We start from the raw sequence: 20,779 nt of genomic DNA, 5'->3' as shown, positions 1-20,779 counted from the left end.
CAGTAGTTACCCCGCGTGCGATTATCACCTCTCGTAATGGTGGCGCACCATTGATATCGGGTGCCGGACTACTCATGTACCATGAGTGCCACCGGCCACCCCCGAGAGACGCCGCCGTCGGCCAGGCGTCGTCGCCGGTGGCTCCTGCTTCTCGCGGTATTCCTTTTGTTCCCGCTGCTCATTGCAGTCGCTTCTGGCACGGTCGCGGCCGAAGACACCGAGTCGCCGGAGTGGGGCAATGCGACGCGGGGCAACGCGACGACTATCGAGGTGTCCCTGTACGACGACGGTGGGTCGGTGGACACGAGTACGATTCAGGCAGCGGATTTCGAGCTAACCGCGGGTCGAGTGGAGAACGTCTCGGTCGCATCGATCAACGCCTCCGGCGAAAACAGGACCGGGGTGCGCGTCTCCCTGCTGCTAGAGAGAAAAGTCGACACAGACAACGTCACTGTCAGCCTCCGTGACACCGCCAGTATCACCGACGAAGCGGGGAACGAACTTCCCCACGAGTCGGTCACCGTCACCGGGATGGACGCCGTCGTGCCGAAGTACCAGTCGTTCGAGGTACGCCGCGTCAATAGCTCCACCGCCCGCATCTCTGTTGGGATTCACGAACCGATACAGCAGCTTCGAATCTCCGTCGGCGGCCCATCGCTAGACACACTCAATATCTCGGGATTCACCGAACGCACCGGTAACACGATCACGTACACACGAAAGTACACGTTCCCGGAGGAGGGTGAGTACTCGCTGCTGCTGATGTCGGTGACCGACGAGAACGGTAACGAGAACTCCTTTGGCCGACAGCGGACGTTCCTCTATGACGATTCCGCACCGAACGTCACCGTTGCCGGGCCGGAGAACGCGACGGTCGGCGAGTCGGTGACTTTCTCCGCGGCGGGGACGACAGACGATCAGGGCGTCGAGTCGGTCCGGTGGCAGGTGGGGAGCGATACGATCCTGACCGGCGAGAACATCACCGTGGCCTTCGCCTCGCCCGGCAGTCACGAAGTCACAGTGACCGCCGCCGATCCGCTCGGGAACACGGAAATTGTGACCAGAGTCGTGTCTGTGACGGGCAATGGAACCGCCGGGAACGTGACTGTGCGGCAGCCGAACGCGACCGTGGCGAACGTCTCGGTGAACGGATCCGGCCAGACACAGCAGATTCGGCCCTCGGAGGGGCCACTCGTCACCAGTGAGAACGGAACGCTGGAGCGGCTTGCCGCGTCGTTCCCGCGTAACGAATCCGCCACACTCACCGTCCGCTCCCGCCAGCCCACGCCAGCGTTTACGACTGCCACCGGGCACACCGGCGTCAGCCGGTTCGATATCGACCACGGCTCCGTTCCGGCCGAGGACGCGACGTTCACGTTTACTGTTGACCGTGACGCGCTGGCGGCGGTCGACGCGGAACCCGATGCTGTGACGCTGTTCCGGAAAGACGACGGGTGGACGCCGTTAGCGACCGACATCGCCGGCCGGAGCGAGTCACACATCGTCTACCGGGCTGACTCTTCGGGCTTCTCGACGTTCGTCGTCGGAGTCGAACAGACAGCAGCGACAGACATGGATGCGGAGGCGGCGACAACCGACTCGGAAACGTCGACGGCCGAACCCGAGACGACCGAGACACAGACAGAAGAACCCGGACAGCCGGATATCGTGGTCACGAACGCCACGGCAGTTCCATCGGAACTCGGCCCCGGCGAGCGAACCGTCATCGCCGTCGAGCTTGAAAACCGGGGAACTGCGAGCGGGGACCACAACGTGATCGTCGCGCTCAACACCTCGATACTGACGACGCGGACGGTCACGGTCCCTGCCGGTGAGACACGAACGACGGAGTTTGCTCGCTCGGTACCCGCAAACAAGACTGGTGAGCTAATGGTCGACGGGCAACGCATCGGGAACGTGACAGGCGGCAGCGGTGGCCTGCCGATTCCCGCGTTGCCGTCCATCGGGATTCCGAACCCGCTCTCGCTGTGGCCCGACGGCATCGTCGGCACCGTTCTTGGCGGGCTCCTGGGCGTCGCTGTCGGGCTGTACGGCGTTCTCAAAGCGCTGGCGATATATCTCGGTTACTGAAACAATATCCGAGCCGTCAGTCGATAGTCGCTTCGAGCCGGTCGATCAGGTCGTCGTTCCCGAGATACAGCGGCGTCCGCTCGTGTAGCTTGTCGGGCTCGATTTCGAGCAGCGACTGGTCGCCGTCGGAGGACCGACCGCCGGCCGACTCAAGGATGTAGGCCATCGGCTGTCCCTCGAACTGGACCCGGAGCTTTCCTTCGGGGCGTGACTCCAGTGCGGGGTACGAGAAGATACCGCCGTATGTGAGCACCTGATTGATGTCCGCGACCATCGCTCCGCCGTATCGGAGTTTCAGTTCGTGACGGACGTCCTCGGCGTAGGATTCGAACTCGTCTGTCCAGGAGTCGACCCCGCCGCCGAACCCGAACACTGTGGGGTCCTCCGGAACCGTCACGTCGTCGTCGACGACCCGCTTGTCGCCGTCTTCGAGGATGTACTCGCGGACGCTGCCGTCCCGGGCGACGACCATCGAGGTGATGGGGCCGTAGATGACGAACCCGGCGGCGAGTAGATTGGTGCCGACCGTCGGCGGCTGTTCGCTGTAGACGCCGAAAATCGTCCCCATCCCGCTGTTGGGTTCGAGGTTGCTCGACCCGTCGAGCGGGTCCATGGCGACGTGGAGGCGACCGTCTGTCGTTTTCACGTCCGCGCGTTCCTCGCTGGCGTAGGAGGCGACACCGTCGATGTCAAGCACCCGCTCCTCGAACAGTTCGTCGGCGCGCAGATCAGCCGCGAGCTGGTCGTCGCCGGTGGGGTTGACCGAGTTGCTCTGGCCACGGTGGTCGGCGATGGCGCGGCGGACGTCCGGTGTCGTCGCGGCGATGGTCTCGATGACTGCCGTGACTGTCTGCTCGGCTTCGGTGGTCGAAATGTCGAGTGACTTACTCATTTGTCAGATTAGGGGCAGGGACTGGCCATCCGGTGACCAGTCGAATTTTTCTCCGAGCCTGCTGCCCGCAGGGTCTCTCATCACCAGTAGGTTCCCCGGCACACCATAAGTATCTTTTTGCTGACATTTACTACATTTCGAGTGAATATTCAGCCGCGGGGCAGTGCTTGCCGGTAAGCCTGTGACAGGTTGACTCGGTCGGATTGGGGCCGCCATGCCGATCCGATACCGTCGGCAGACTTACACGACCGCCGGACGAAGGCGCGGGTATGCATCTCGAAACAGTCGACACCGTCGGCGTCGTCGGAGCCGGAACGATGGGTAACGGTATCGCACAGGTCACAGCGACGGCCGGCTACGACGTCGTCATGCGCGATGTAACAGACGAACTGGTTGCCGCCGGGTTCGAGGAGATCCAGTCGAGCTTCGAGACGCTCGTTGCGCGCGACACAGTGACAGAACAGGAAGCAGAAGCGGCAACAGCCCGCATCACCGGAACCACAGAGATGGAGGACCTCGCGGATGCCGACCTCGTCGTCGAGGCCGTAACAGAAAACATGGACATCAAGCAGTCCGTGTTCGAGGAGCTCGACGCCGTCTGCGGGCCGGACACGGTGCTAGCCAGCAACACGAGCACGCTCTCGATTACGACCATCGCTAGCGTCACCGAACGGCCAGAACAGGTCCTCGGACTGCACTTCATGAACCCTGTACCGATCATGAAAGGCGTCGAACTCGTCGTCGGTGAGAAAACGAGCGACGAGACGGTGACGCTGGGCCGCGAGTTCGCACACGACATCGGCAAGGAGACCTGGGAGGCCGACGACAAGCCCGGGTTCGTCGTGAACCGGGTGCTGATGCCCTGGATAAACGAGGGCATCCGGGCGTACGACGAGGGCGTCGCGGATAAGGCCGACATCGACCGCGGGCTAACTCTCGGAACGAACGTCCCCATGGGGCCGCTCGAACTGGCCGACCACATCGGCCTCGACGTGGTCCTCGATGCCTCCGAAACGCTGTATGAGGAACTGGGCGACCGCTACAAGCCCGCATACCTGCTCAAACGCAAAGTCACGGCCGGCGACCTCGGCAAAAAGTCCGGGCGGGGCTTCTACGACTACGACTGATAGATCTGCGGTGGCGAGCACAGATAGTAGCGAGCCGAGTACCATACCCGGCAACGGGCCGCGCGTTGGCCAACAGTAAAGACCCAACCCGCGTTAGAATCTGTCATGGACTTTAGCCCCACACAGGAACAACGCCAGATACAGGAAATGGTCTCGGAGTTCGTCGACGACGAGGTCAAGCCGCGGGCGGCGGAGATCGACGAAACCGACGAGTTCCCGTGGGACCTCGTCGACGAGATGGCTGATCTGGGCCTGATGGGAATGCCGATTCCGGAGGAGTACGGCGGGGCCGAACTGGACTACCACAGCTACGCGATGGCCCTCGAAGAGATTTCGCGGGGAAGCGGCGGGCTCGGCACAATCGTCGCCGCCCACATCTCGCTGGCCTGCAACATGATCTACGAGTTCGGCAACGAGGCTCAGAAAGAGACCTACCTCACGCCGCTGGCCGAAGGCGAGGAGATCGGCGCGTTCGCCCTCTCCGAAGCAGGCGCGGGCAGTGACGTGCCGGCGATGGATACCACTGCCGAACCGGTCGACGGCGGCGACGCCTATCTGGTCAACGGCGGGAAGCTCTGGATCTCCAACGGCTCCGTCGCCGACACTGTCGTCCTGTTCGCGAAGACCGACCCCGAGGCCGGCAACAAGGGTATCTCCTCGTTCATCGTCCGCCCCGAGGAGGACGACGGCTTCATCGTCGAAGGGACCGAGCACAAACTCGGCGACAAGGGCTGTCCGACCGCCGAACTGCGGTTCGACGATATGCGCATCCCCGCCGACCGTATGCTCGGCGAGGAAGGCCGCGGGTTCGTCCACGCGCTCAAGACGCTCAACGGCGGCCGCATCACTATCGCTGCCCGCGGCGTCGGCATCGCCCAGGCCGCACTGGACGAGGCGCTGCAGTACGCGCAGGACCGCGAGCAGTTCGACCAGCCCATCAGCGACTTCCAGGCCATCCAGCACAAGCTCGCCGACATGGACACGAAAACGCAGGCCGCCCGCCTGCTGATGCATCAGGCGGCCGACAAGAAGATGGCCGGCGAGTCGTTCGTCAAAGAGGCCGCCCAGGCCAAACTGTACGCCTCAGAGGTGTCCCGTGAAGTGGCGAACGAGGGCATTCAGGTCCACGGCGGCTACGGCTACACGAAGGACTTCCCGGCCGAGCGGTTCTACCGCGACGCGAAACTCAACGAGATTTACGAGGGCACCAGCGAGGTCCTCCGCAATACCATTGCCAGCGAGCTTCTCGATTAGGGAATCGAGAGGAGTCCTTCGACGACCACCGCACGCGTGAAGTAAAACGGCTTTCCGTCCGCACGGTAGCGGTTCGCACTGATTGTTCCGAGCGCGAGGAGTACCGCCACGCCGACGGTCCCGGCGAGCATCCCGACAATTTCCGACGGCTGAACAGCTGTGCGTGCGAAGACGTACGTTGCGACGCTGGCGAGCGCCGCGAACGGGAGGGCGTCCAAGCCTGCCAGGAGGAGCGAGCGGGACAGGGACATACCTGTGTTCTGTGGGAGCGGTCACAAAAAGGGTACCCCATCAACGGCGGCGCAACGAAATCCAGCAGAGGCTGGCAAGCAGCGCCGTCAACCGTCCTCACCAAGCGCCTCGCGCATCCACTCGAACTGGTCTCGAAGCCGCCGCTCACCGGCGTCGGTCAGTGAGTACTTGTCAGCGATGCCGTCCTCGCGGTGGGTAACGAACCCGGCCGATTCCAGCGCGTCGAGCGCGCCGTAGAAGCTCTTCGGTTCGATTCGCGTGTCGTAGCGGCGTTCGAGCCGCGTCTTCAGCCGCTGGCCGGAGAGTTCGCCGTCCTCGGCGGCGGCCAGCAGGACGCACATATCGCGCCGACGGCCGCTCTGAAGCCACTTCGCCATATGTGTCTCGTCACAGCCGTCCGGTTTCGCGTTTGCGGTTCCGAGCGGACCGCCAGGTTCGCATACCCCCGCTCCCTAGAGCCGCCGATGACCGACTCCGAACTCCCCGTCGAGGCGTCAGCGGACGGTATCACGGCCACCTATCGAGAGACCGACGAGGAACGGCTGCTGACATTCGAGAGCGACGGCGGGAGCGCCGCGGTCGCACAGAACATCGAGGGGTACGCGATGCTGAAGGTCCGACCGACCGCGGACGGCGACGAACTGGAGCGATACTACGGCTTCGACATGGCGCTTGACCACGCGGCGGAACTGCTGGGCGTATCCCCGAATGTGCTTCCGGTCCCAGAGCCGGCTGCCGACATGGGGATGTAGCCACCCGGCTCGCCCGCCACAGCGACTACTTGTTTGACTCGTGACTCGGTCGGGAGTGGGGCGACACTGTGCCAGCTACTCGAAGCGGACTGGTACGTAGGTGAGGACGAATCAGTGCGTGAACGACTGCAATCAGAGCTATTCAGTACCCATCCCGACAAAATAGCACTATTTCTGATACGTCTAATTCATTAGCAGTACGTATCGAACCGAGGCAATATGACCGCTCTAAAAACATCATACGAATATTATAAACTTGCTTTAATAATCACTGCTACCCCTCACTCGCATGGTCGATTTCACTCGACGGCAGGTGCTTTCACAGTCGGTGGCTGCTGCGCTTGGGGCCAGCGTCATCGGCGTGGCAAGTGGGGAAGAGGTCGAAGAGACAGACACACCGGGCGCTCCGAGCGTCGCCGGGAGTCTCAAACGCTTCTCGACGACGGCGTTCGGTGCGGAGGTGACCGGCCCGTTCGTCTTCGAAGACGGGTCACTACTGTACAGTCTCCAGCACCCGGAAGGGGAGAACCCCGAACCGTTTGGACGGGCTGCGGTGGGCTATTTCAGCGGCTTCCAGTTCGAGTTCGACGGGAGTAACGACGATTTCCCGGAGGTGGGGGTTCCGGACACCGAGGAGAAACAGCGTCAGGTCCGGTCCGCAGCCGGCGACTACGAAATCCTCGTGCAGGGACGCGAACCCATCAACGGTGGGGCGGAACGGCTCGGTGTAGTCCAGACGCCCGACGGGACGGATATCACCCAGGAGAACTTCGCTGGCACCCAGTACGGCGGTGCGGCGACGAACCCCGACTGTAATCAGTTCGTCCCGACCAACGACGAGGGGACCGAGGGATACCTGTTCACGAACTGGGAGAACAGCCCCGGATGCGTCTCGCGGGTCCCCCTTAGCCAGGACGAAAACGGCGAGTGGAGTGCGGACACCGGGAACGCAATGAACTTGACCAACACCGACTCCCTCCGTGAACACGGCGGGACGCGGATCAACTGCTACGGGGACCTCAGTCCGTGGGAGACGATGATTTCCGCCGAGGAGAACTACGCACACCCCCGCGTCAGTCTGACGGCGACGGTGAGCGACATCGTCGAGGCGGGGTCGGGCGAGGGACTCATCGGCGGATGTCAGTTCTGGAACCGGCCGAATCCGAGCGAGATATCGGGCGCGATCGAGTCCTACGCCGAGAGCGGCGACCTCGACGAGAACTTCGGCCCGCAGGGCTACTGGGCGCTGACCGGCGTCGAGTTCCTCGCGTACTACCTCGGCGCGGAGCGCGATGACCAGGGCGACGGCGAGAACCTCGCAACGACGCTGCTCGACGACGTGTATCCGAACCCGTACCGGTACGGGTACTTCGTCGACTTCCGCGAACCGACCGCTGACGAACCCGAAGCGGTCAAGTACTACGTGATGGGGCGGGCCTCGTGGGAGGCACCCGACATCGAAGGCGACCAGCGGACCGTCTACGGCTGTTCCGACGGCGACAGCAAGGGCATCTACAAGTTCGTTGCCGACGAGCCGATTCCGGAGTACGACGACCCAATGGACGTCGCCGGGACGCTGTACGCACCGAAGATCACGAACGACGCGGCCAACGCCGCCGAAGCCGGGGAGCGGAACTCCCCTGCACAGACCCCGCTCGAAATCGAGTGGATAGAACTCGGCCACGCCACGAACGGCGAGGTCGAGTCCTGGGTCGCCGAGTACGACGACGTGACCCAGGCCGACTACCTCAGCGCACACGCTGACTGGGAAGACGGCGACGAGGTGACCGAAGCGGCCATCAAGGAAGCCGATCTCTCCGTCATCGAGAACGGGAATCAGAACTACATCACGAACGAGGACATCGTCGAGTGGGCCGAGCAGTACGAGGCCAACGGTCCCGACGGCGTCGACGAGGACCTCCGGCGCGTCCCGTTCTTGGAGACCCGCGCGGCCGCCAAGGAAATCGGCGCGTCAATCGAGTTCAACAAGGCCGAGGGCGTCGACAGCGTCGACGACTCCCAGCCCGGCGATTTCATCTACTTCGGCATTTCGGAGTTCAACGACGCGCTCGCGGACGACGAGGGCGACATCCAGATGGACCGCGTCGACGGCGGCGTTGTCTACCGCGGGGTGCTGGAATCGGACTACAACGTCTCGACGCTCGAACCGGTCATCACCGGCCCCGACTTCACCGACTCGCCGGAAGACGCAAACGACGCGCTCCGGAACATCGACAACGTCTACACGATGCGCGACGGCCGCGTCATCTGCTGTGAAGACGGCTTCGGCGGCCCCGCCCGCTCGTATCCGAACGATGGCCTCTATGTCTACCAGCCCAACGTCGTCGTCAGCGCCAACTCCGCCGCGGTCGGCAGCGGGTCGACGGGTAGCGTCCCGCTGACCGCCTCGTCGCTCCCCGCTGGCTTCTCCGGCGCTCGGCTCACCGTCAGCGTCTCGAACCCCGAAATCGCGTCTATCACCGGTGTCTCCTTCCCCGACGCGCTCGGACTCACCGAGAGTTCCATCAGCGACGACGGCTCGTCGGCGACAATCCGGGTTGCCGACGTCAACACGAACGTCCAGTCCGGCGCGATGGACGTGCCACTCGCAACGCTCGACGTCCGCGCCAACGGCGGTGGCACGACCGACCTGACCGTCTCCATCGAGCAGATGGACGACGAGAACGGCAACGCCATCGAGGCAGAGGTCCGAAACGGCATCGTCGTGGGCGGCCCGAAGACGGTCGTCGGCGACGCCGCGCCGACCGATCCCGACGGCGACGGCCACTTCGAGGACCTCAACGGTAATGGCCGTCTCGACTACGAGGACGTGCAGGTGCTGTTCTCGAACATGGACTCCGACAGCATCCAGTTGAACACCGGCGCGTACGACTTCAACGAGAACGGCAAGATCGATTTCGCGGACGTGACAGCGCTCTACGAAGAGGTCAACTGACTGCCGCGACCGAGCCATCCTCCCATCTTTCGATACAGCAACACAATGACCGACGACACCACCTGTTCGATACGCGGTCGCGTCCGAACCGCCAGTCGCCCCCTCGCGCTCGTCGCGCTCGTCCTCCTCGCGGGGACGGTCCCCGCGCTCGCCACAGGGCAGAGCACGCCGACAATCAGCATCGAGGCCGGCTCCGTCGCTGCCGGCGAAACGACGGCCGTGCCGGTGGTCCTCACCAGCGCGCCGGACGGACTGGCCGGCTACCAGCTCGAACTCGCCGTCGACGACCCCGCTGTCGCCCGGTTCGAGAACGCGAGCTACCCCGACCGGTTCGGACTCACGACCGACCCCGTTGTCAGTTCAGACGGCGGGACGGTCACGCTCGAAGCGGCGGACCTCGACGGACAGATCGAGCCCGGAGCCAGCGACGTGGTACTCGCGACGGTCTCGCTTACCGGCGTCGACGGCGGTGAGACGCAGGTGACCGTCGCATCGAACCAGGTCGACGCCGACGGCGGCGGCGCAGTCGAGCCAGCGACCGAACCGGCGGCGCTCGCAGTGTCACCGGGCGCGACGACGGAGACAGTGGCCGCCGTGACCGAAGCATCGTCACCCGCCAGCGAGTCCACAGCCGAGTCAGCCGGCACCGCGAGCGCCGCAGGTGCCACAGAGGGCGACTCCGCGGGCGGCGGCGACCAGTCGACGACCGGCGCGAACGGTTCACTCCCGATAGCGCTGGCCATTGCCGCACTCGCCGCGGTGGCGGCGCTCGCAGCCAGAACGAGCCGACGACCGTAGACCAGTCCAACCTATCCATGCCACAACCAGACACCACCGCTGCACCGACGGATAGCTCGACCTACCGCGAGTACATCCTCGACGTACGTATCGTCGAGCGAACGACAGGCGACGGCGACACGCGCTACCGATTCGAGGCCCCGGACCACCAGGGGATCGAGTTCGCCGACCCCGAGATGGCGACGCTGTACGCCGACGTGTACTTCGACGTGAACGGCTTCCAGGAGGCCGGGACCGGCGACCGCGGCGTGCCGCCGACAGTCATACAGGCTGGCCGTGATACGCTCGTGGCGTACTTCCTCACGCAGGACGGCGTCGACGTTCACTGGGCCGCGTCGTTCTACGGCGAGAAACCGGAGAAAATCGAACGGTACGTCTCACGCGTCCGCAAGCGGTCGAAGAAAATCCGCGAAGGGGCGAAAGAACGGGGCCACGCCTGACACGCCGTGTGGCTACTCCCGACCGAACAGCCGCTCTCGGAGGGAACGCGACGACGGGCGCTCGGTCAGCAGGACCGGCGTATCGAGCGTCTCGATGACGTCGAACACCAGCGAGCCGCGAACGATGCGTGATAGCAGGCCTCGTTCCGTCGCGCCGACGATGACGAGGCTGTAGTCGCGGCCGATCCGTTCGATGGTCCTCTCGATGTCACCGGTTTCAATGCGTATCTCGGCGTCGGTCAAGTCGTGTTCCGCCGCCCACTCGCGCAGGAACGTGCGACCGCTCTCTTCTGCACCGGGGTCGACGACGTGGAGCAGGTCGACGGCTACGTCGACAGTTTCCTGGAGCGCTTTGGCGACCTCCGCGGAAAGGTCCGACGAGAGACCGCCAGCGGTCGGAACCAGGACGTCACTGAGGTCGAGGTCCTGCCCGTCCAGCACGAGGAAGTCACACGGCAAGTCGTGGGCCAGTTCGTCCAGCGTGCCTTCGGCGCGACCGCCGGCGAACTGGGTGCCGCCGTAGCCCATCACGACGGTGTCGGCGTTGTTCGTCCGGGCCGCGTCGAACACCTCCCCGATGCCGCGGTGTGAGAGGATCGTCTTCGTCTCTATCGGCACATCGAAGGCCTCCGCGTCGGCCTTGGCGGCGTCCAGAAGGCTTTCCGAGGTAGCGTCTATCTGGTTCCGGTTCGCGGCGGCGGTTTCGAGCGCGGTCTGGTCCGGCACCGTCGCGATGTGGGTCGCGAGCACCCGTCCGCCTTCGTGTTTCGCCAGCGCACCTGCGAGGGTGATGAGCGCGCTCTCGGTGCGGGGATTCGCAAGTGCCACCATGATCGTCGGTCCCCCGGTTCCGTTCGGTGCGACCGCGTCGGCGGCGTTCACCACCTGGTCCGGGAGCTGCTCCTCGCGGTTGCTGATGTAGTCGGAGAGCACACCCTGCTGTGTGGTTTTGCCGCGCGCGTAGACGAAATACCATGCGACCGCGACAAGGACGAATCCGGCCGACAGCGCAATCTCGATACTGTCCATGAACGCGACGAGGCCGAGCGAGAGTACCGCACCGAGTATCGGCGTGATGGGGTACAGCGGCACGGTGAAATCCGGGTCGTACTCCGGCACGTCGGCCTCGCGGAAGACGATGAGTCCCACGTTCATCAGGGCGTAGACGATGAGGTGGAGGACGCTGGCCGCCTTCGCCAGCACCTCGATGTCCCGTCCGAGGAACGCGATAAAGACGATGATGAGCCCGCCGGTGACCAGAATCGAGCGATAGGGCGTGGCGTAGTTGGGATGGATCTCGTTGAGCCAGTTCGTGACGATCTTGTCCCGGCCCATTGCGAAGTTGATCCGGGCCGAGGCGAGAATCGACGCGTTCGCGGAGGACGCTGTCGCCAGCAGTGCGCCGACGGTCATAATCGCCGCGGCACCGGCGGCCACGCCGCCTATCGGTCCGATAGATGCCGGGAACGCGACCTCCGCGGCCTGTGCGACCGGGGCATCCTGACTGAGGTCCGGCCACGGAACGACGCCGAGCATCATCGACACGAGGATGGCGTAGATGACGGTCACGATGCCGACGCTTCCGATGATAGCAATCGGCAGGTTCCGACCCGGATTTTTGAGTTCCTCAGCGACGGTCGCAATCTTTGCGTACCCCAGGAAAGAGACGAATACGAGCGCCGTCGCCGGGAGAATCGCGCCGGTCCCGAACGGGGCGAGCCCGTCCTCGCCGGCGAGGGTCGCGTAGTCGAATGAAAAGAAGCCCGCAATGGCAAAGACGGTGAGAATAGAGAGCAGGATAAAGACAATCACCGTCTGGATGCCACCGGTTTCCTTTGCGCCGATGTAGTTGACGGCGACGAATATCGCCCCAGCGATGAGCGCCCCTATCTGAATGGGATTGAGAAAGGCGATTTCAGGGAGTGGGACGAAGACGGCGAGATACTGGCCGAACCCGATACAGTAGAACGCCGAGGCGAAGGCCAAGCCCATCCAGTCACCCATTCCGGCTATCGAGCCAAACAGTGGCCCGAGTGACTTGTTGATGTAGTAGTACCCGCCGCCCGCCTTCGGCATCGCCGTGCCGAGTTCCGAAACCGATAGCGCGTTCACCATCGCAATCAGTCCACCAACGACGAACGAGACGACGACGATGGGACCGGCCGCGTTCGCGGCCACGCCGGGCAGGACGAAAATACCGGCACCGATCATCGTCCCGATGCCGATGGTCATCGCCGACACCAGCCCGAGGTCTTTCGCCAGTTCTTCGTCGCTCATTCCTTCGAGTCCGCCTGTGGAAGTGCAATCACCGGTACCTCCGCGTTCGTCACAAGCTTCAACGAGAGATCACCGGAGAGGAACTGCATGAGGCGACCACCACCGCGGGACCGGTATGCGATGGCGCTCGCCTCGACTTCCTCGGCGACATCGAAGATAGCCTCGACGACGTCCCGAGCGTACGCGGTGCGGTCGTCGGCGTCAGGGAACACCGTCCTGACGGCCGCATACGACTCTGCCGCCAGCTCTTCTGACTGCTCGACTGGCGTCTTGTCCGGAACACCCTCGCCTTTTTCGACGACGTGTAACGCCGTCACCTGCTCCGGCTCGTACGGTTCGAGCGCAGTCGCCGTCGTAAGCCCGTCGTCCTCGTTGGCAACCGGTAGCAAGACATGTGCAAGAATGTCCGTGGTTGTCTCGTTGGTGCTACTGTTCATACACAGACGGAGTAGATAGGTCGGTAAGAATGTGTCTACTTATATCGTATATTCGAACCTTATTTAAATATAGGTATTCGAATTCGGAAAACCAATCGTCGTCAACGGAACACTCGGATCGGTACCTGTCAGTATATAGCGAGTTCCGTGGCGGAAGGGAAAACCCTACAGCAGCGCTGTTCCCGAGTATCTCCGTCAGAAGCAGCGCTGTTGGAACGTGGGGCTTTTTCATATCGGGAGTGTGAGCGTCAGTTAATGGTCGGTGATCAGTGATGTCGGTTCGCGTCGACTGGCGACAGAGTGTCGCCCTGACCGGCACAGTAATCAAGTATCTCGCCGTCGCAATGCTGGTCCCGCTCGGGATCAGTTTTCTGTACGGAGAAGATACCGTCGTCTTCCTGATTTCTATCGCGATCGCCATCACGCTCGGCATAGCGCTGGAGCAAGCCAGCGACAGTCACGAACTCGGGCCACGCGAGGCGCTGCTGTTCGTCGGCCTCTCCTGGGGTGCTGTCGCGGTTATCGGCGCGATCCCCTACGTTATCGCCGGGTACGGGACCGAATCAGCGCTCGGTGAACCCGTGAACGCGCTGTTCGAGTCGATGTCCGGCTTCACGACGACCGGGGCGACTGTCACCAACGAAATCTCGTTTGCCCGCCACTCGCATGCGCTGTTGATGTGGCGACAGCTCACCCAGTGGCTCGGCGGGATGGGTATCATCGTTCTGATGGTCGCCATTCTTCCGGAAGCGGCCGTCAACGGGGCGCAGTTGATCGAATCCGAAGCGCCCGGCCCCGAACTCCAGAAGCTGACGCCGAAGATAGCCGAAACCGCACGGCTCCTCTGGCTGTTCTATCTGGGCTTTACCGTTCTGTATATCCTCATTCTGCTCGGCCTCCATTACACGGGCTACGCACCGAACATGGATGCGTATAATGCCGTCGCACACGGGTTCACGACGCTGCCCACCGGCGGGTTCTCCCCCCAGGCCGAGAGCATCGCCTACTTCTCACCGGCCGTCCAGTGGGTCGTCATCCCGTTCATGCTCATCGCCGGGATGAACTTCGCGCTGTTTTACCTCCTGTTACAGGACGAGTACGCCGCCTTCCTTCAGGACCGCGAACTCCAGGCGTACCTCGGTGCGAACGCCGGCGTGGCCGTCATCCTCTGGGGACTGCTCTTTACCGGGTCCGCGCCGCCGCTCGAACTCGGCGGTGTGACACAGGGAGCACTGGAGAACTCGCTCCGGCAAGCCACATTCCAGGTCGCCTCGCTGCTGAACTCGACCGGGTACGCGACCAGTAACTTCGCCGAATGGGGTAACACCGCAAAGGGAGTCCTGTTGTTCGCGATGTTCATCGGTGGCTCCGCAGGGTCGACCGGTGGCGGTGTCAAGATAGTCCGATGGCTGGTCGTGCTCAAGAGCATCCGACGCCAACTGTTCACGACAGCTCATCCCAGCGCTGTCAAACCAGTTCGGCTCGGCGGGCAGGTCATCGACGAGGACGTCATCAACGCGATATACGGGTTCACGCTGTTGTACCTGCTCACGTTCGGTGTCGCGACAGTGTTTCTCCTCCTCGATGCGGGCCGTGTCGGGCTCGACCTGACTGTCTTCGAAGCCATCAGCGCAAGCCTGGCGACCATCGGGAACATCGGTCCCGGGTTCGGGTTTCTGGGGCCGTTCGGGACCTACGAACTCTTCCCGGAGACCAGCAAACTGCTGATGATATTCCTGATGTGGATCGGTCGACTGGAGATCATCCCGGTGTTCGTGATATTCACCGGCGCGTTCTGGAACGAGTGAGTCCGGGAGACTCGTTCCGTCGGCAGTTCTAGCTGGCAGTTCAGTTATGTACCTACCCGACGGAGACTTCGGTATGACCAGTCCTGCAGACGAACCGACACCACCTGAGGGGGTTCCGGACCGGGTGGCGACGGACCTACCGGAGTTGACGCCTGAAGAACTCCGCAACACGATCATCTACGCGCAGGAACTGCTGCAGTTCCACGACGAGACGGCGTCGCCGATAGAACCGGGTCCCAACGAAGACATCATCCGGGCAACCGAACGCGACGGCTACACTGAGGTGGTAAAGCTGGCTTCCTGTGCTCAGGGCTGTGACGACTGTCCCCACGGTCCGTATCTCTACCACGTCAAACAGGAATCCCGGCCCGAGGGTGGAACGAAGGCACGCTGGATGTTCCTCGGCGAGGTCTATCCCGACGACGGAGAGTAAGGGGCCGCCCGCTCAACTACGGTTCCAGCCCGTACAGTCCAGCGCGGATGAACACGAGTATCGGGATGATTTCCAGCCGGCCGACCCACATATTCAGCACGAACATCCCCTCCGCGAGCGGGGACATCGACGGGCCGGTGATGCCCGAGGAGAGGCCGACGTTCCCCTGCGCGCTGGCGACTTCAAACAGGGCATCGGCGTAGCGAACTCCGGTCCCGCGACGTTGGTGAGGACGACGCTGCTGGTCACCAGAATGATGAGCCACAGCAGCGTGACGATGGCCGCTTCGCTGAACTCCCGTTCCATCGACTCGCGGTCAAGCGTCCGGTCCCCGATGCGGGCCGTAATCACCGCGTTCGTCGGGAGGAACACCCGCGAGAACTGCCAGATGATGCCGCGAGCGATGGTGTAGCCACGGATGATCTTGATGCCGCCGACGGTGGACCCGGCAGCGCCGCCGAGCACCATCGCGCCGACCACGAGCACTTTCCCGCCAGCGAGCCAGCGGCCGATCGGGGCCGACTGGAACCCGGTACAGCTGAGGGCGCTGACCCACTGGAACGTCGAGTCCCGGACCGCATCGAGCTGTGCGGCGTCGAGCATCGGCACCGAAAACGGCAGGAACGACTGGGTGGCAAACGCCTCAGTCGTCGCGGGCACGGACCATACGTTCTGTGCCGAGAGCGCGACGACGCCGAGCGCGAGCAGGATGAACAGCCAGCGAGTCTGTAAGTCCGACACCAGTTCGCGAATCTGCCTGTCGTGCAAGACGACGTAGTGGACCGGGAACGCGACCGCACCGAGAATCATGATCGGCAACAGAACGGTTTCGACGAGCGGCGAGTTGTACGTCGCAATCGAGTTGTCCGTGACCGAGAACCCGCCAGTCGTGAGCCCGGTCATGGCGTGGTTGAGCGCCTGCCAGGCGACCTCCCACAGGGGGAGCGACTCGGCGTACTCGCTATCGCTGGCGAGGATGGCACCGAACAGGAGCGCGAACGAGAGCACCGTGTAGCCGACGACGAGTTTCCAGACCGTTCGGACGGTGGAGACGACGCTCGGGTGAATCTTCTCCTCGCGGGCCTCGCTCTGGTAGAGCGCGTAACTGCCGCTGCCGGGCCGCGAGAGGATGGAGACGGTCAGGACGATGACGCCGACGCCGCCGACGTACTGGATGAACGACCGCCACCACTGAACTGCGCGGGGGAGCGAGGGCTCGTGAATCGCCATCGTCAGGCCGCTCCCGGTCCATCCGCTCATGCTCTCGAAGAAGGCGTGAAGCGGGTTCCGGAAGTACGCCAGACTGGAGAGCGTCGTCGTCCCGCCGACCCTGATCGGCTCCCACGTACTCGTGTCCGCTCCGACTGGAACGAACGTATCCATGACGGCGGGGGGCGTGAACCACGCGGTCAACAGGAACGGCAGCGAGCCGAACGTGGCGACCAGCAGCCACCCGCCGGCGGCGATGACCATGCCGTGTTTCATCTGGGGGCCGGCGCGTCGGTGAACCCACGGTTCGCGAGACCGCCGACGGCGGCGGTCACCCCGGCCGCGGTGAAGAACCCGAGAGCGGCGTGAAACTCCTGAAAGCCGAGCGCAATGGCGGCCGTAATCGTCATCAGCCCGGCCTCCATCAGCAGGAGCGAGCCGATATCACGGGCGATTGTTTTCAGGTCCGTCGGGAGTAGCCCGCCGTTCCGTCGCGACATGTCAGTTGTGGTCCTCGGAGTGACCGAAGATGTCGGTTACCTCCGGTGTCGCCCCCTCGCCCGAGTAGACCGTTAGCAAGTCGTCGGCCTCGATACGTGTATTGCCGCGGGGTGTTATCGGGTCGCCCTCGCCGTTGCGCTCGATGGCCACGATGAGCGTCTGGCCGCCGATGAGGCCTTCCGTATTGGCCTCCTGCAACGTCTTACCCGCAATCGGTGCGCCGGGTGTGACAGTGATCTCGAACACTTCCGCCTGGTCGCCGATGCGCATGAAGTCGACGATAGACGGCCGTTTGACGGCCCGATAGAGGTACTCGGCGATGAGCCGCTGTGGGTTCTGCATCGTGTTGACGCCGATCTGGCGGAACACGTTCATGTGCTCGGGGTTGTGGACGACCGAGACGATGTCCGGCACTTCCAGTTCCTGTGCCAGCAGACAGACCATGATGTTCGTCGCGTCCTGATCGGTCGTCGATATGAGCGCATCGGCACGGTCCGCACCGGCGTCCTCTAGCGTGTCTTTCGACGTCGCATCGTCGTTGATAACGAGACAGTCGTACTGTCTCGACGCACGTTCCGCTCGCTCCTCGTCCCTTTCGATGGCAACGACCTCGTTGCCGCCTGCTGTCGCGATTTCAAGCAACGGCGACCCGATATCACCGGCGCGACGATGACGATATACATTTTTGCCAGTGACTGAACCGATGGTTGAAAGACTACCGTTATCAATCACAAGCAGGACATTGCGGGTAGTTCGGTCTGTCAGTGCCTTCTCCTCCCAAACCACTATACTGTCCCCGATTGAACTGCTCGGTATGGCAAACATCACCGAGCAGTTCGACCATCCGGTTTGGCTGACAGCCGCCGGGACACTCGCCGGCTACGGCCTCATCCTTCTGTTCATGTTTCTGTTACTGTTCATCGTCCCGTACCTCCTCTTCCCGGCCTGAGACGGGACGGTGTAGATTATTTCCGGGTAGCTCCCGGCGTCGGAACAGACCGGGACATCGCGCAAACAATCCGTATGCGTCGAAGCCGTCCCACCGGCCGCTACTCGTACCTCGAATCGATGAGAAATCCGAGTGAGATGAGTCCACAGACCATCGACAGGAACCCGGTCATAGCGAGGCCAAACGGCGGTTCGTCGCCGGGATAGGTTACGAGTCCGCCGAAGGAGCCGATACTGATGCCCCACAGGCCGACCGTTAGCACGAGGTCCGCATACGTGTTCCAAGCGTCTTCGAGCGCGGGTTCGACGCGAGCGAGCCACCACCCGGTCGCGTCCTCCTGAGATAACGACCCGCGACCCAGAACCTGGCGAACTGCGGGCCGGCCGCCAGCGACGGCGAGTGCAGCAGTAGCGAGTACCGCAATTCCCGCCAGCACTGACACTGAGGCCGCCCGGACCTGCAACAACAGAAACAGGCTGACGTAGCCCAGAACCGCGATGCCTGCGGTGAGTCCCCGGAGTGCGTTCCCGATGCTCATTTCCCGTTGCTGGTTCCCTTCGAACTGATCGGTATAGTGTTGTCCGTCTTACTGCGACGCTACTGCTTCGTACTGCGGTCAACGTGCCGCTACAGGGGTATCGCAGTTAGTAAATAGGTCCGCGAGGGAGTACACGTCGATGGAAGGGAAGGCAGCAGCGCCCGCAGCAGGGACGGTCCTCAACGCGCTCGCGACCGGCCGCGGTGCGGCGTTTGCTATCGACGAGTACACGACAGCGACCGTCACGCTCTCGACTGAGACCGACGGTGTCACTGGCGAGGTGGATGGTGCTCCGGACGCCGACACGCGGCTCATCGAACGCTGTGTCGAGTACGTCATCGACGCCCACGGCGGCCCACAGAACGTGGGCGTCCCGGCGGTCTCCGGCGGGACTGTCCGCACAGAGAGCGAGGTTCCGATGGCGTCGGGGCTCAAAAGCTCCAGTGCGGCCGCAAACGCGACCGTCATGGCGACGCTCGACGCACTCGACGCGACTGAGCGGATGAGCCGCGAGGACATGGCCCGCCTCGGCGTCATGGCCGCCCGCGACGTGGGCGTCACCGTCACCGGGGCCTTCGACGACGCGTCGGCGTCGATGCTCGGCGGTGTCACCGTCACCGACAACGAGGACGACGCGCTCCTTGCCCGCGAGGAAATCGACTGGGACGTGCTCGTCTGGACGCCGCCGGAACAGTCGTTCAGTGCTGACGCGGATGTCGAGCGATGCCGCCAGATCGCACCGATGGCCCGCCTCGTCGAGGACCTCGCACTCGACGGCGACTATCAGCGGGCCATGACGGTCAACGGCCTCGCGTTCTCGGCCGCGCTGGACTTCGAGACGGACCCGGTACTCGACGCGCTCCAGCACGTCGAAGGCGTCTCGCTGTCGGGGACGGGGCCGTCGTTCACTGCCGTTGGCGAGCGGGCCGCACTCGAAGCCGTACAGGACGCCTGGGACGAGCGACCCGGAGCGACCTGGCTGACGACGACACAGACCAAGGGAACACACACAGTATGAGCACGAACCCGAACCCAGAGGACATGTCGCTGGACGAACTGCGCGACGAAATCCGGACTATCGACCAGGAGATCGTCGAGAAGATCGCACAGCGAACCTACGTGGCCGACACCATCGCACAGGTCAAAGACGAGAAGGGGCTGCCGACGACCGACGAGCAACAGGAGCAAGCCGTCATGGACCGCGCCGGCGACAACGCGGAGCAGTTCGACGTTGACGAGAACCTCGTGAAAGCGATTTTCCGACTCCTGATCGAACTGAACAAGGTCGAACAAAGAGAGAGTCGATAGCGGGACTAGTACTCCCAGAGGCGGGTAATCCGCGAGTCGATATCGGGATGGGCCGCTCGGAGTGCGTCGACATCGGTTTCACCGTCGACGTTGATGACGTGGACTTCGCCCCGTCGGCCGCCGTACACGTCCTGAAAGTCGTAGACGACGCCGAACACGTCCACAGCGTCGGGAACGTCGTCGCTGCTGCGGAGGAACTCGACTTGCCTGTCGACGTTGTACTCGACGAGTCGGTTGACAGCCGCCGCCCGCTCGATGTCTTCGGGAAGGTGTTCCAGCGCGGGCTCAAGATGCGGTTTGAGAACGCCGAGGCAGTGCTCGATACCGGCCGGCTCATCGAGGCCGTCCGTCAGGTCGTCGTAGGTCGCCGTCACCGCTCCACAGCCGGTGTGGCCGACGACGATGGCGGTTTCGGTCATCGTGTGCTCGATGGGGTACAACACGTCACCCGAGACCGCCTCGCCGGACGCGGTCCGCTGGATGACTCGGTTTCCGATATTGCTACAGGTGAAGAGATGTCCCGGCTCGCTGTTGCCCCACATATGGTCCTGGAGCACCCGCGAATCGGAGCAACAGACCGTGACAGCGTCGGGCGTTTGCGAGTTCTGGACCTGGTCGAACCGGTCCCGGAACTCCGCCGCGTGGTCGGCGTTTCCGGCAAGTAAATCGCGTAATAACTGGCTCATGCGTGGGCAGATAGCCGCCATGAAGTAAACTCATTGGACTGGGGCAGTGTTGCCCTCCCAAACCTGACGCC

The 20,779-nt window shown here is 63.4% G+C and carries 19 protein-coding genes and 2 pseudogenes; 12 read left to right on the top strand and 9 right to left on the bottom strand.

The genetic code is table 11. The annotated features are described in order from the left end of the window. The first annotated feature begins 81 nt into the window (after positions 1–81). Positions 82–2,091 carry a PKD domain-containing protein gene (locus GJ630_RS03355; protein WP_191449382.1) on the top strand — a complete coding sequence of 670 codons (2,010 nt, stop codon included), beginning with the start codon at positions 82–84 and terminating at the stop codon, positions 2,089–2,091. A 16-nt stretch (positions 2,092–2,107) separates the two neighbouring features. Here the strand turns inward: GJ630_RS03355 and GJ630_RS03350 are convergent, their stop codons facing one another. Next, positions 2,108–2,983, bottom strand: coding sequence for a class 1 fructose-bisphosphatase (locus GJ630_RS03350; protein ID WP_151103345.1), 876 nt, complete (start codon positions 2,981–2,983; stop codon positions 2,108–2,110). Between the two features lie 269 nt (positions 2,984–3,252). Between GJ630_RS03350 and GJ630_RS03345 the strand changes: the two genes are divergently transcribed. Both GJ630_RS03345 and GJ630_RS03340 read left to right on the top strand, forming a co-directional pair. Beyond that, positions 3,253–4,110: a 3-hydroxyacyl-CoA dehydrogenase family protein gene (locus GJ630_RS03345; protein WP_014040268.1), complete on the top strand. Its 858-nt coding sequence runs from the start codon at positions 3,253–3,255 to the stop codon at positions 4,108–4,110. 105 nt (positions 4,111–4,215) lie between these two features. After that, positions 4,216–5,364 (top strand): acyl-CoA dehydrogenase, encoded by a 1,149-nt coding sequence (locus GJ630_RS03340; protein WP_050038008.1) that lies wholly within the window; start codon positions 4,216–4,218, stop codon positions 5,362–5,364. Here GJ630_RS03340 and GJ630_RS03335 read toward each other — a convergent pair. Both GJ630_RS03335 and GJ630_RS03330 read right to left on the bottom strand, forming a co-directional pair. Further along, on the bottom strand, positions 5,361–5,615 hold the full coding sequence (locus GJ630_RS03335; protein WP_064288008.1) for a hypothetical protein: 255 nt from the start codon (positions 5,613–5,615) through the stop codon (positions 5,361–5,363). The genes GJ630_RS03340 and GJ630_RS03335 overlap by 4 nt on opposite strands. Before the next feature lie 87 nt (positions 5,616–5,702). Continuing rightward, positions 5,703–5,993 (bottom strand): PadR family transcriptional regulator, encoded by a 291-nt coding sequence (locus GJ630_RS03330; RefSeq protein WP_023843250.1) that lies wholly within the window; start codon positions 5,991–5,993, stop codon positions 5,703–5,705. A gap of 87 nt (positions 5,994–6,080) precedes the next feature. On the opposite strand from GJ630_RS03330, the gene GJ630_RS03325 reads away from it, so the two are divergent. The 4 genes from GJ630_RS03325 (at position 6,081) to GJ630_RS03310 (ending at position 10,562) form a co-directional block, all read left to right on the top strand. Then, the gene (locus GJ630_RS03325) at positions 6,081–6,368 is read left to right on the top strand and encodes a hypothetical protein (RefSeq protein ID WP_014040264.1); all 288 of its coding nucleotides are present in this window, start codon (positions 6,081–6,083) and stop codon (positions 6,366–6,368) included. Between the two features lie 289 nt (positions 6,369–6,657). Beyond that, on the top strand, positions 6,658–9,324 hold the full coding sequence (locus GJ630_RS03320) for an alkaline phosphatase PhoX (protein WP_064288007.1): 2,667 nt from the start codon (positions 6,658–6,660) through the stop codon (positions 9,322–9,324). Positions 9,325–9,369: 45 nt separating this feature from the next. Further along, entirely contained in the window at positions 9,370–10,122 is a 753-nt protein-coding gene (locus GJ630_RS03315; RefSeq protein ID WP_064288006.1) for a hypothetical protein, read from the top strand. 17 nt (positions 10,123–10,139) lie between these two features. After that, the gene (locus GJ630_RS03310; RefSeq protein WP_050038004.1) at positions 10,140–10,562 is read left to right on the top strand and encodes a hypothetical protein; all 423 of its coding nucleotides are present in this window, start codon (positions 10,140–10,142) and stop codon (positions 10,560–10,562) included. Between the two features lie 12 nt (positions 10,563–10,574). Here the strand turns inward: GJ630_RS03310 and GJ630_RS03305 are convergent, their stop codons facing one another. After that, positions 10,575–12,839: an amino acid permease gene (locus GJ630_RS03305; RefSeq protein ID WP_050038003.1), complete on the bottom strand. Its 2,265-nt coding sequence runs from the start codon at positions 12,837–12,839 to the stop codon at positions 10,575–10,577. Then, on the bottom strand, positions 12,836–13,276 hold the full coding sequence (locus GJ630_RS03300; RefSeq protein WP_050007113.1) for a universal stress protein: 441 nt from the start codon (positions 13,274–13,276) through the stop codon (positions 12,836–12,838). Before GJ630_RS03300 ends, GJ630_RS03305 begins: the two co-directional genes overlap by 4 nt. A 272-nt stretch (positions 13,277–13,548) precedes the next feature. On the opposite strand from GJ630_RS03300, the gene GJ630_RS03295 reads away from it, so the two are divergent. Together GJ630_RS03295 and GJ630_RS03290 are read left to right on the top strand one after the other, a co-directional pair. Next, positions 13,549–15,084, top strand: a complete 1,536-nt coding sequence (locus GJ630_RS03295) for a TrkH family potassium uptake protein (RefSeq protein ID WP_050038002.1) — start codon at positions 13,549–13,551, stop codon at positions 15,082–15,084. 73 nt (positions 15,085–15,157) lie between these two features. Next, positions 15,158–15,517, top strand: a complete 360-nt coding sequence (locus GJ630_RS03290) for a hypothetical protein (protein ID WP_014040258.1) — start codon at positions 15,158–15,160, stop codon at positions 15,515–15,517. A 16-nt stretch (positions 15,518–15,533) separates the two neighbouring features. Here GJ630_RS03290 and GJ630_RS03285 read toward each other — a convergent pair. After that, positions 15,534–17,226: pseudogene (locus tag GJ630_RS03285) on the bottom strand (potassium transporter TrkG). A 1-nt stretch (position 17,227) separates the two neighbouring features. Then, positions 17,228–17,910, bottom strand: a pseudogene (locus GJ630_RS03280) (potassium channel family protein). Positions 17,911–18,041: 131 nt separating this feature from the next. Between GJ630_RS03280 and GJ630_RS20270 the strand changes: the two are divergent. Beyond that, the gene (locus GJ630_RS20270; RefSeq protein ID WP_256369578.1) at positions 18,042–18,176 is read left to right on the top strand and encodes a hypothetical protein; all 135 of its coding nucleotides are present in this window, start codon (positions 18,042–18,044) and stop codon (positions 18,174–18,176) included. Between the two features lie 100 nt (positions 18,177–18,276). On the opposite strand, the gene GJ630_RS03275 is transcribed toward GJ630_RS20270, so the two are convergent. Continuing rightward, a complete protein-coding gene (locus tag GJ630_RS03275) occupies positions 18,277–18,714 on the bottom strand; it encodes a hypothetical protein (RefSeq protein WP_191449381.1) in 438 nt (145 codons plus the stop codon). A gap of 139 nt (positions 18,715–18,853) precedes the next feature. On the opposite strand from GJ630_RS03275, the gene GJ630_RS03270 reads away from it, so the two are divergent. Then, positions 18,854–19,732 carry a shikimate kinase gene (locus GJ630_RS03270; protein WP_014040253.1) on the top strand — a complete coding sequence of 293 codons (879 nt, stop codon included), beginning with the start codon at positions 18,854–18,856 and terminating at the stop codon, positions 19,730–19,732. Beyond that, complete coding sequence (locus GJ630_RS03265) at positions 19,729–20,022, top strand: chorismate mutase (protein WP_008309354.1); 294 nt, start codon at positions 19,729–19,731, stop codon at positions 20,020–20,022. The genes GJ630_RS03270 and GJ630_RS03265 overlap by 4 nt, the downstream gene beginning before the upstream one ends. Before the next feature lie 5 nt (positions 20,023–20,027). On the opposite strand, the gene GJ630_RS03260 is transcribed toward GJ630_RS03265, so the two are convergent. After that, positions 20,028–20,708 carry a carbonic anhydrase gene (locus GJ630_RS03260; protein ID WP_146417275.1) on the bottom strand — a complete coding sequence of 227 codons (681 nt, stop codon included), beginning with the start codon at positions 20,706–20,708 and terminating at the stop codon, positions 20,028–20,030. Between the last annotated feature and the right edge of the window lie 71 nt (positions 20,709–20,779).

This window comes from Haloarcula sp. CBA1122, assembly GCF_009741785.1.
Classification (GTDB): Archaea; Halobacteriota; Halobacteria; order Halobacteriales; family Haloarculaceae; genus Haloarcula; species Haloarcula hispanica.
Note: the sequence above shows the minus strand (reverse complement) of the source record. Positions and strands in the feature narration are given on the sequence as shown.

What these genes read in the sequence shown, in the direction of transcription:
- GJ630_RS03355 (WP_191449382.1), top strand. Translation starts at nt 82, where the DNA reads ATGAGTGCCACCGGCCACCCCCGAGAGACGCCGCCGTCGGCCAGGCGT.
- GJ630_RS03350 (WP_151103345.1), bottom strand. Translation starts at nt 2,983, where the DNA reads ATGAGTAAGTCACTCGACATTTCGACCACCGAAGCCGAGCAGACAGTC.
- GJ630_RS03345 (WP_014040268.1), top strand. Translation starts at nt 3,253, where the DNA reads ATGCATCTCGAAACAGTCGACACCGTCGGCGTCGTCGGAGCCGGAACG.
- GJ630_RS03340 (WP_050038008.1), top strand. Translation starts at nt 4,216, where the DNA reads ATGGACTTTAGCCCCACACAGGAACAACGCCAGATACAGGAAATGGTC.
- GJ630_RS03335 (WP_064288008.1), bottom strand. Translation starts at nt 5,615, where the DNA reads ATGTCCCTGTCCCGCTCGCTCCTCCTGGCAGGCTTGGACGCCCTCCCG.
- GJ630_RS03330 (WP_023843250.1), bottom strand. Translation starts at nt 5,993, where the DNA reads ATGGCGAAGTGGCTTCAGAGCGGCCGTCGGCGCGATATGTGCGTCCTG.
- GJ630_RS03325 (WP_014040264.1), top strand. Translation starts at nt 6,081, where the DNA reads ATGACCGACTCCGAACTCCCCGTCGAGGCGTCAGCGGACGGTATCACG.
- GJ630_RS03320 (WP_064288007.1), top strand. Translation starts at nt 6,658, where the DNA reads ATGGTCGATTTCACTCGACGGCAGGTGCTTTCACAGTCGGTGGCTGCT.
- GJ630_RS03315 (WP_064288006.1), top strand. Translation starts at nt 9,370, where the DNA reads ATGACCGACGACACCACCTGTTCGATACGCGGTCGCGTCCGAACCGCC.
- GJ630_RS03310 (WP_050038004.1), top strand. Translation starts at nt 10,140, where the DNA reads ATGCCACAACCAGACACCACCGCTGCACCGACGGATAGCTCGACCTAC.
- GJ630_RS03305 (WP_050038003.1), bottom strand. Translation starts at nt 12,839, where the DNA reads ATGAGCGACGAAGAACTGGCGAAAGACCTCGGGCTGGTGTCGGCGATG.
- GJ630_RS03300 (WP_050007113.1), bottom strand. Translation starts at nt 13,276, where the DNA reads ATGAACAGTAGCACCAACGAGACAACCACGGACATTCTTGCACATGTC.
- GJ630_RS03295 (WP_050038002.1), top strand. Translation starts at nt 13,549, where the DNA reads ATGTCGGTTCGCGTCGACTGGCGACAGAGTGTCGCCCTGACCGGCACA.
- GJ630_RS03290 (WP_014040258.1), top strand. Translation starts at nt 15,158, where the DNA reads ATGACCAGTCCTGCAGACGAACCGACACCACCTGAGGGGGTTCCGGAC.
- GJ630_RS20270 (WP_256369578.1), top strand. Translation starts at nt 18,042, where the DNA reads ATGGCAAACATCACCGAGCAGTTCGACCATCCGGTTTGGCTGACAGCC.
- GJ630_RS03275 (WP_191449381.1), bottom strand. Translation starts at nt 18,714, where the DNA reads ATGAGCATCGGGAACGCACTCCGGGGACTCACCGCAGGCATCGCGGTT.
- GJ630_RS03270 (WP_014040253.1), top strand. Translation starts at nt 18,854, where the DNA reads ATGGAAGGGAAGGCAGCAGCGCCCGCAGCAGGGACGGTCCTCAACGCG.
- GJ630_RS03265 (WP_008309354.1), top strand. Translation starts at nt 19,729, where the DNA reads ATGAGCACGAACCCGAACCCAGAGGACATGTCGCTGGACGAACTGCGC.
- GJ630_RS03260 (WP_146417275.1), bottom strand. Translation starts at nt 20,708, where the DNA reads ATGAGCCAGTTATTACGCGATTTACTTGCCGGAAACGCCGACCACGCG.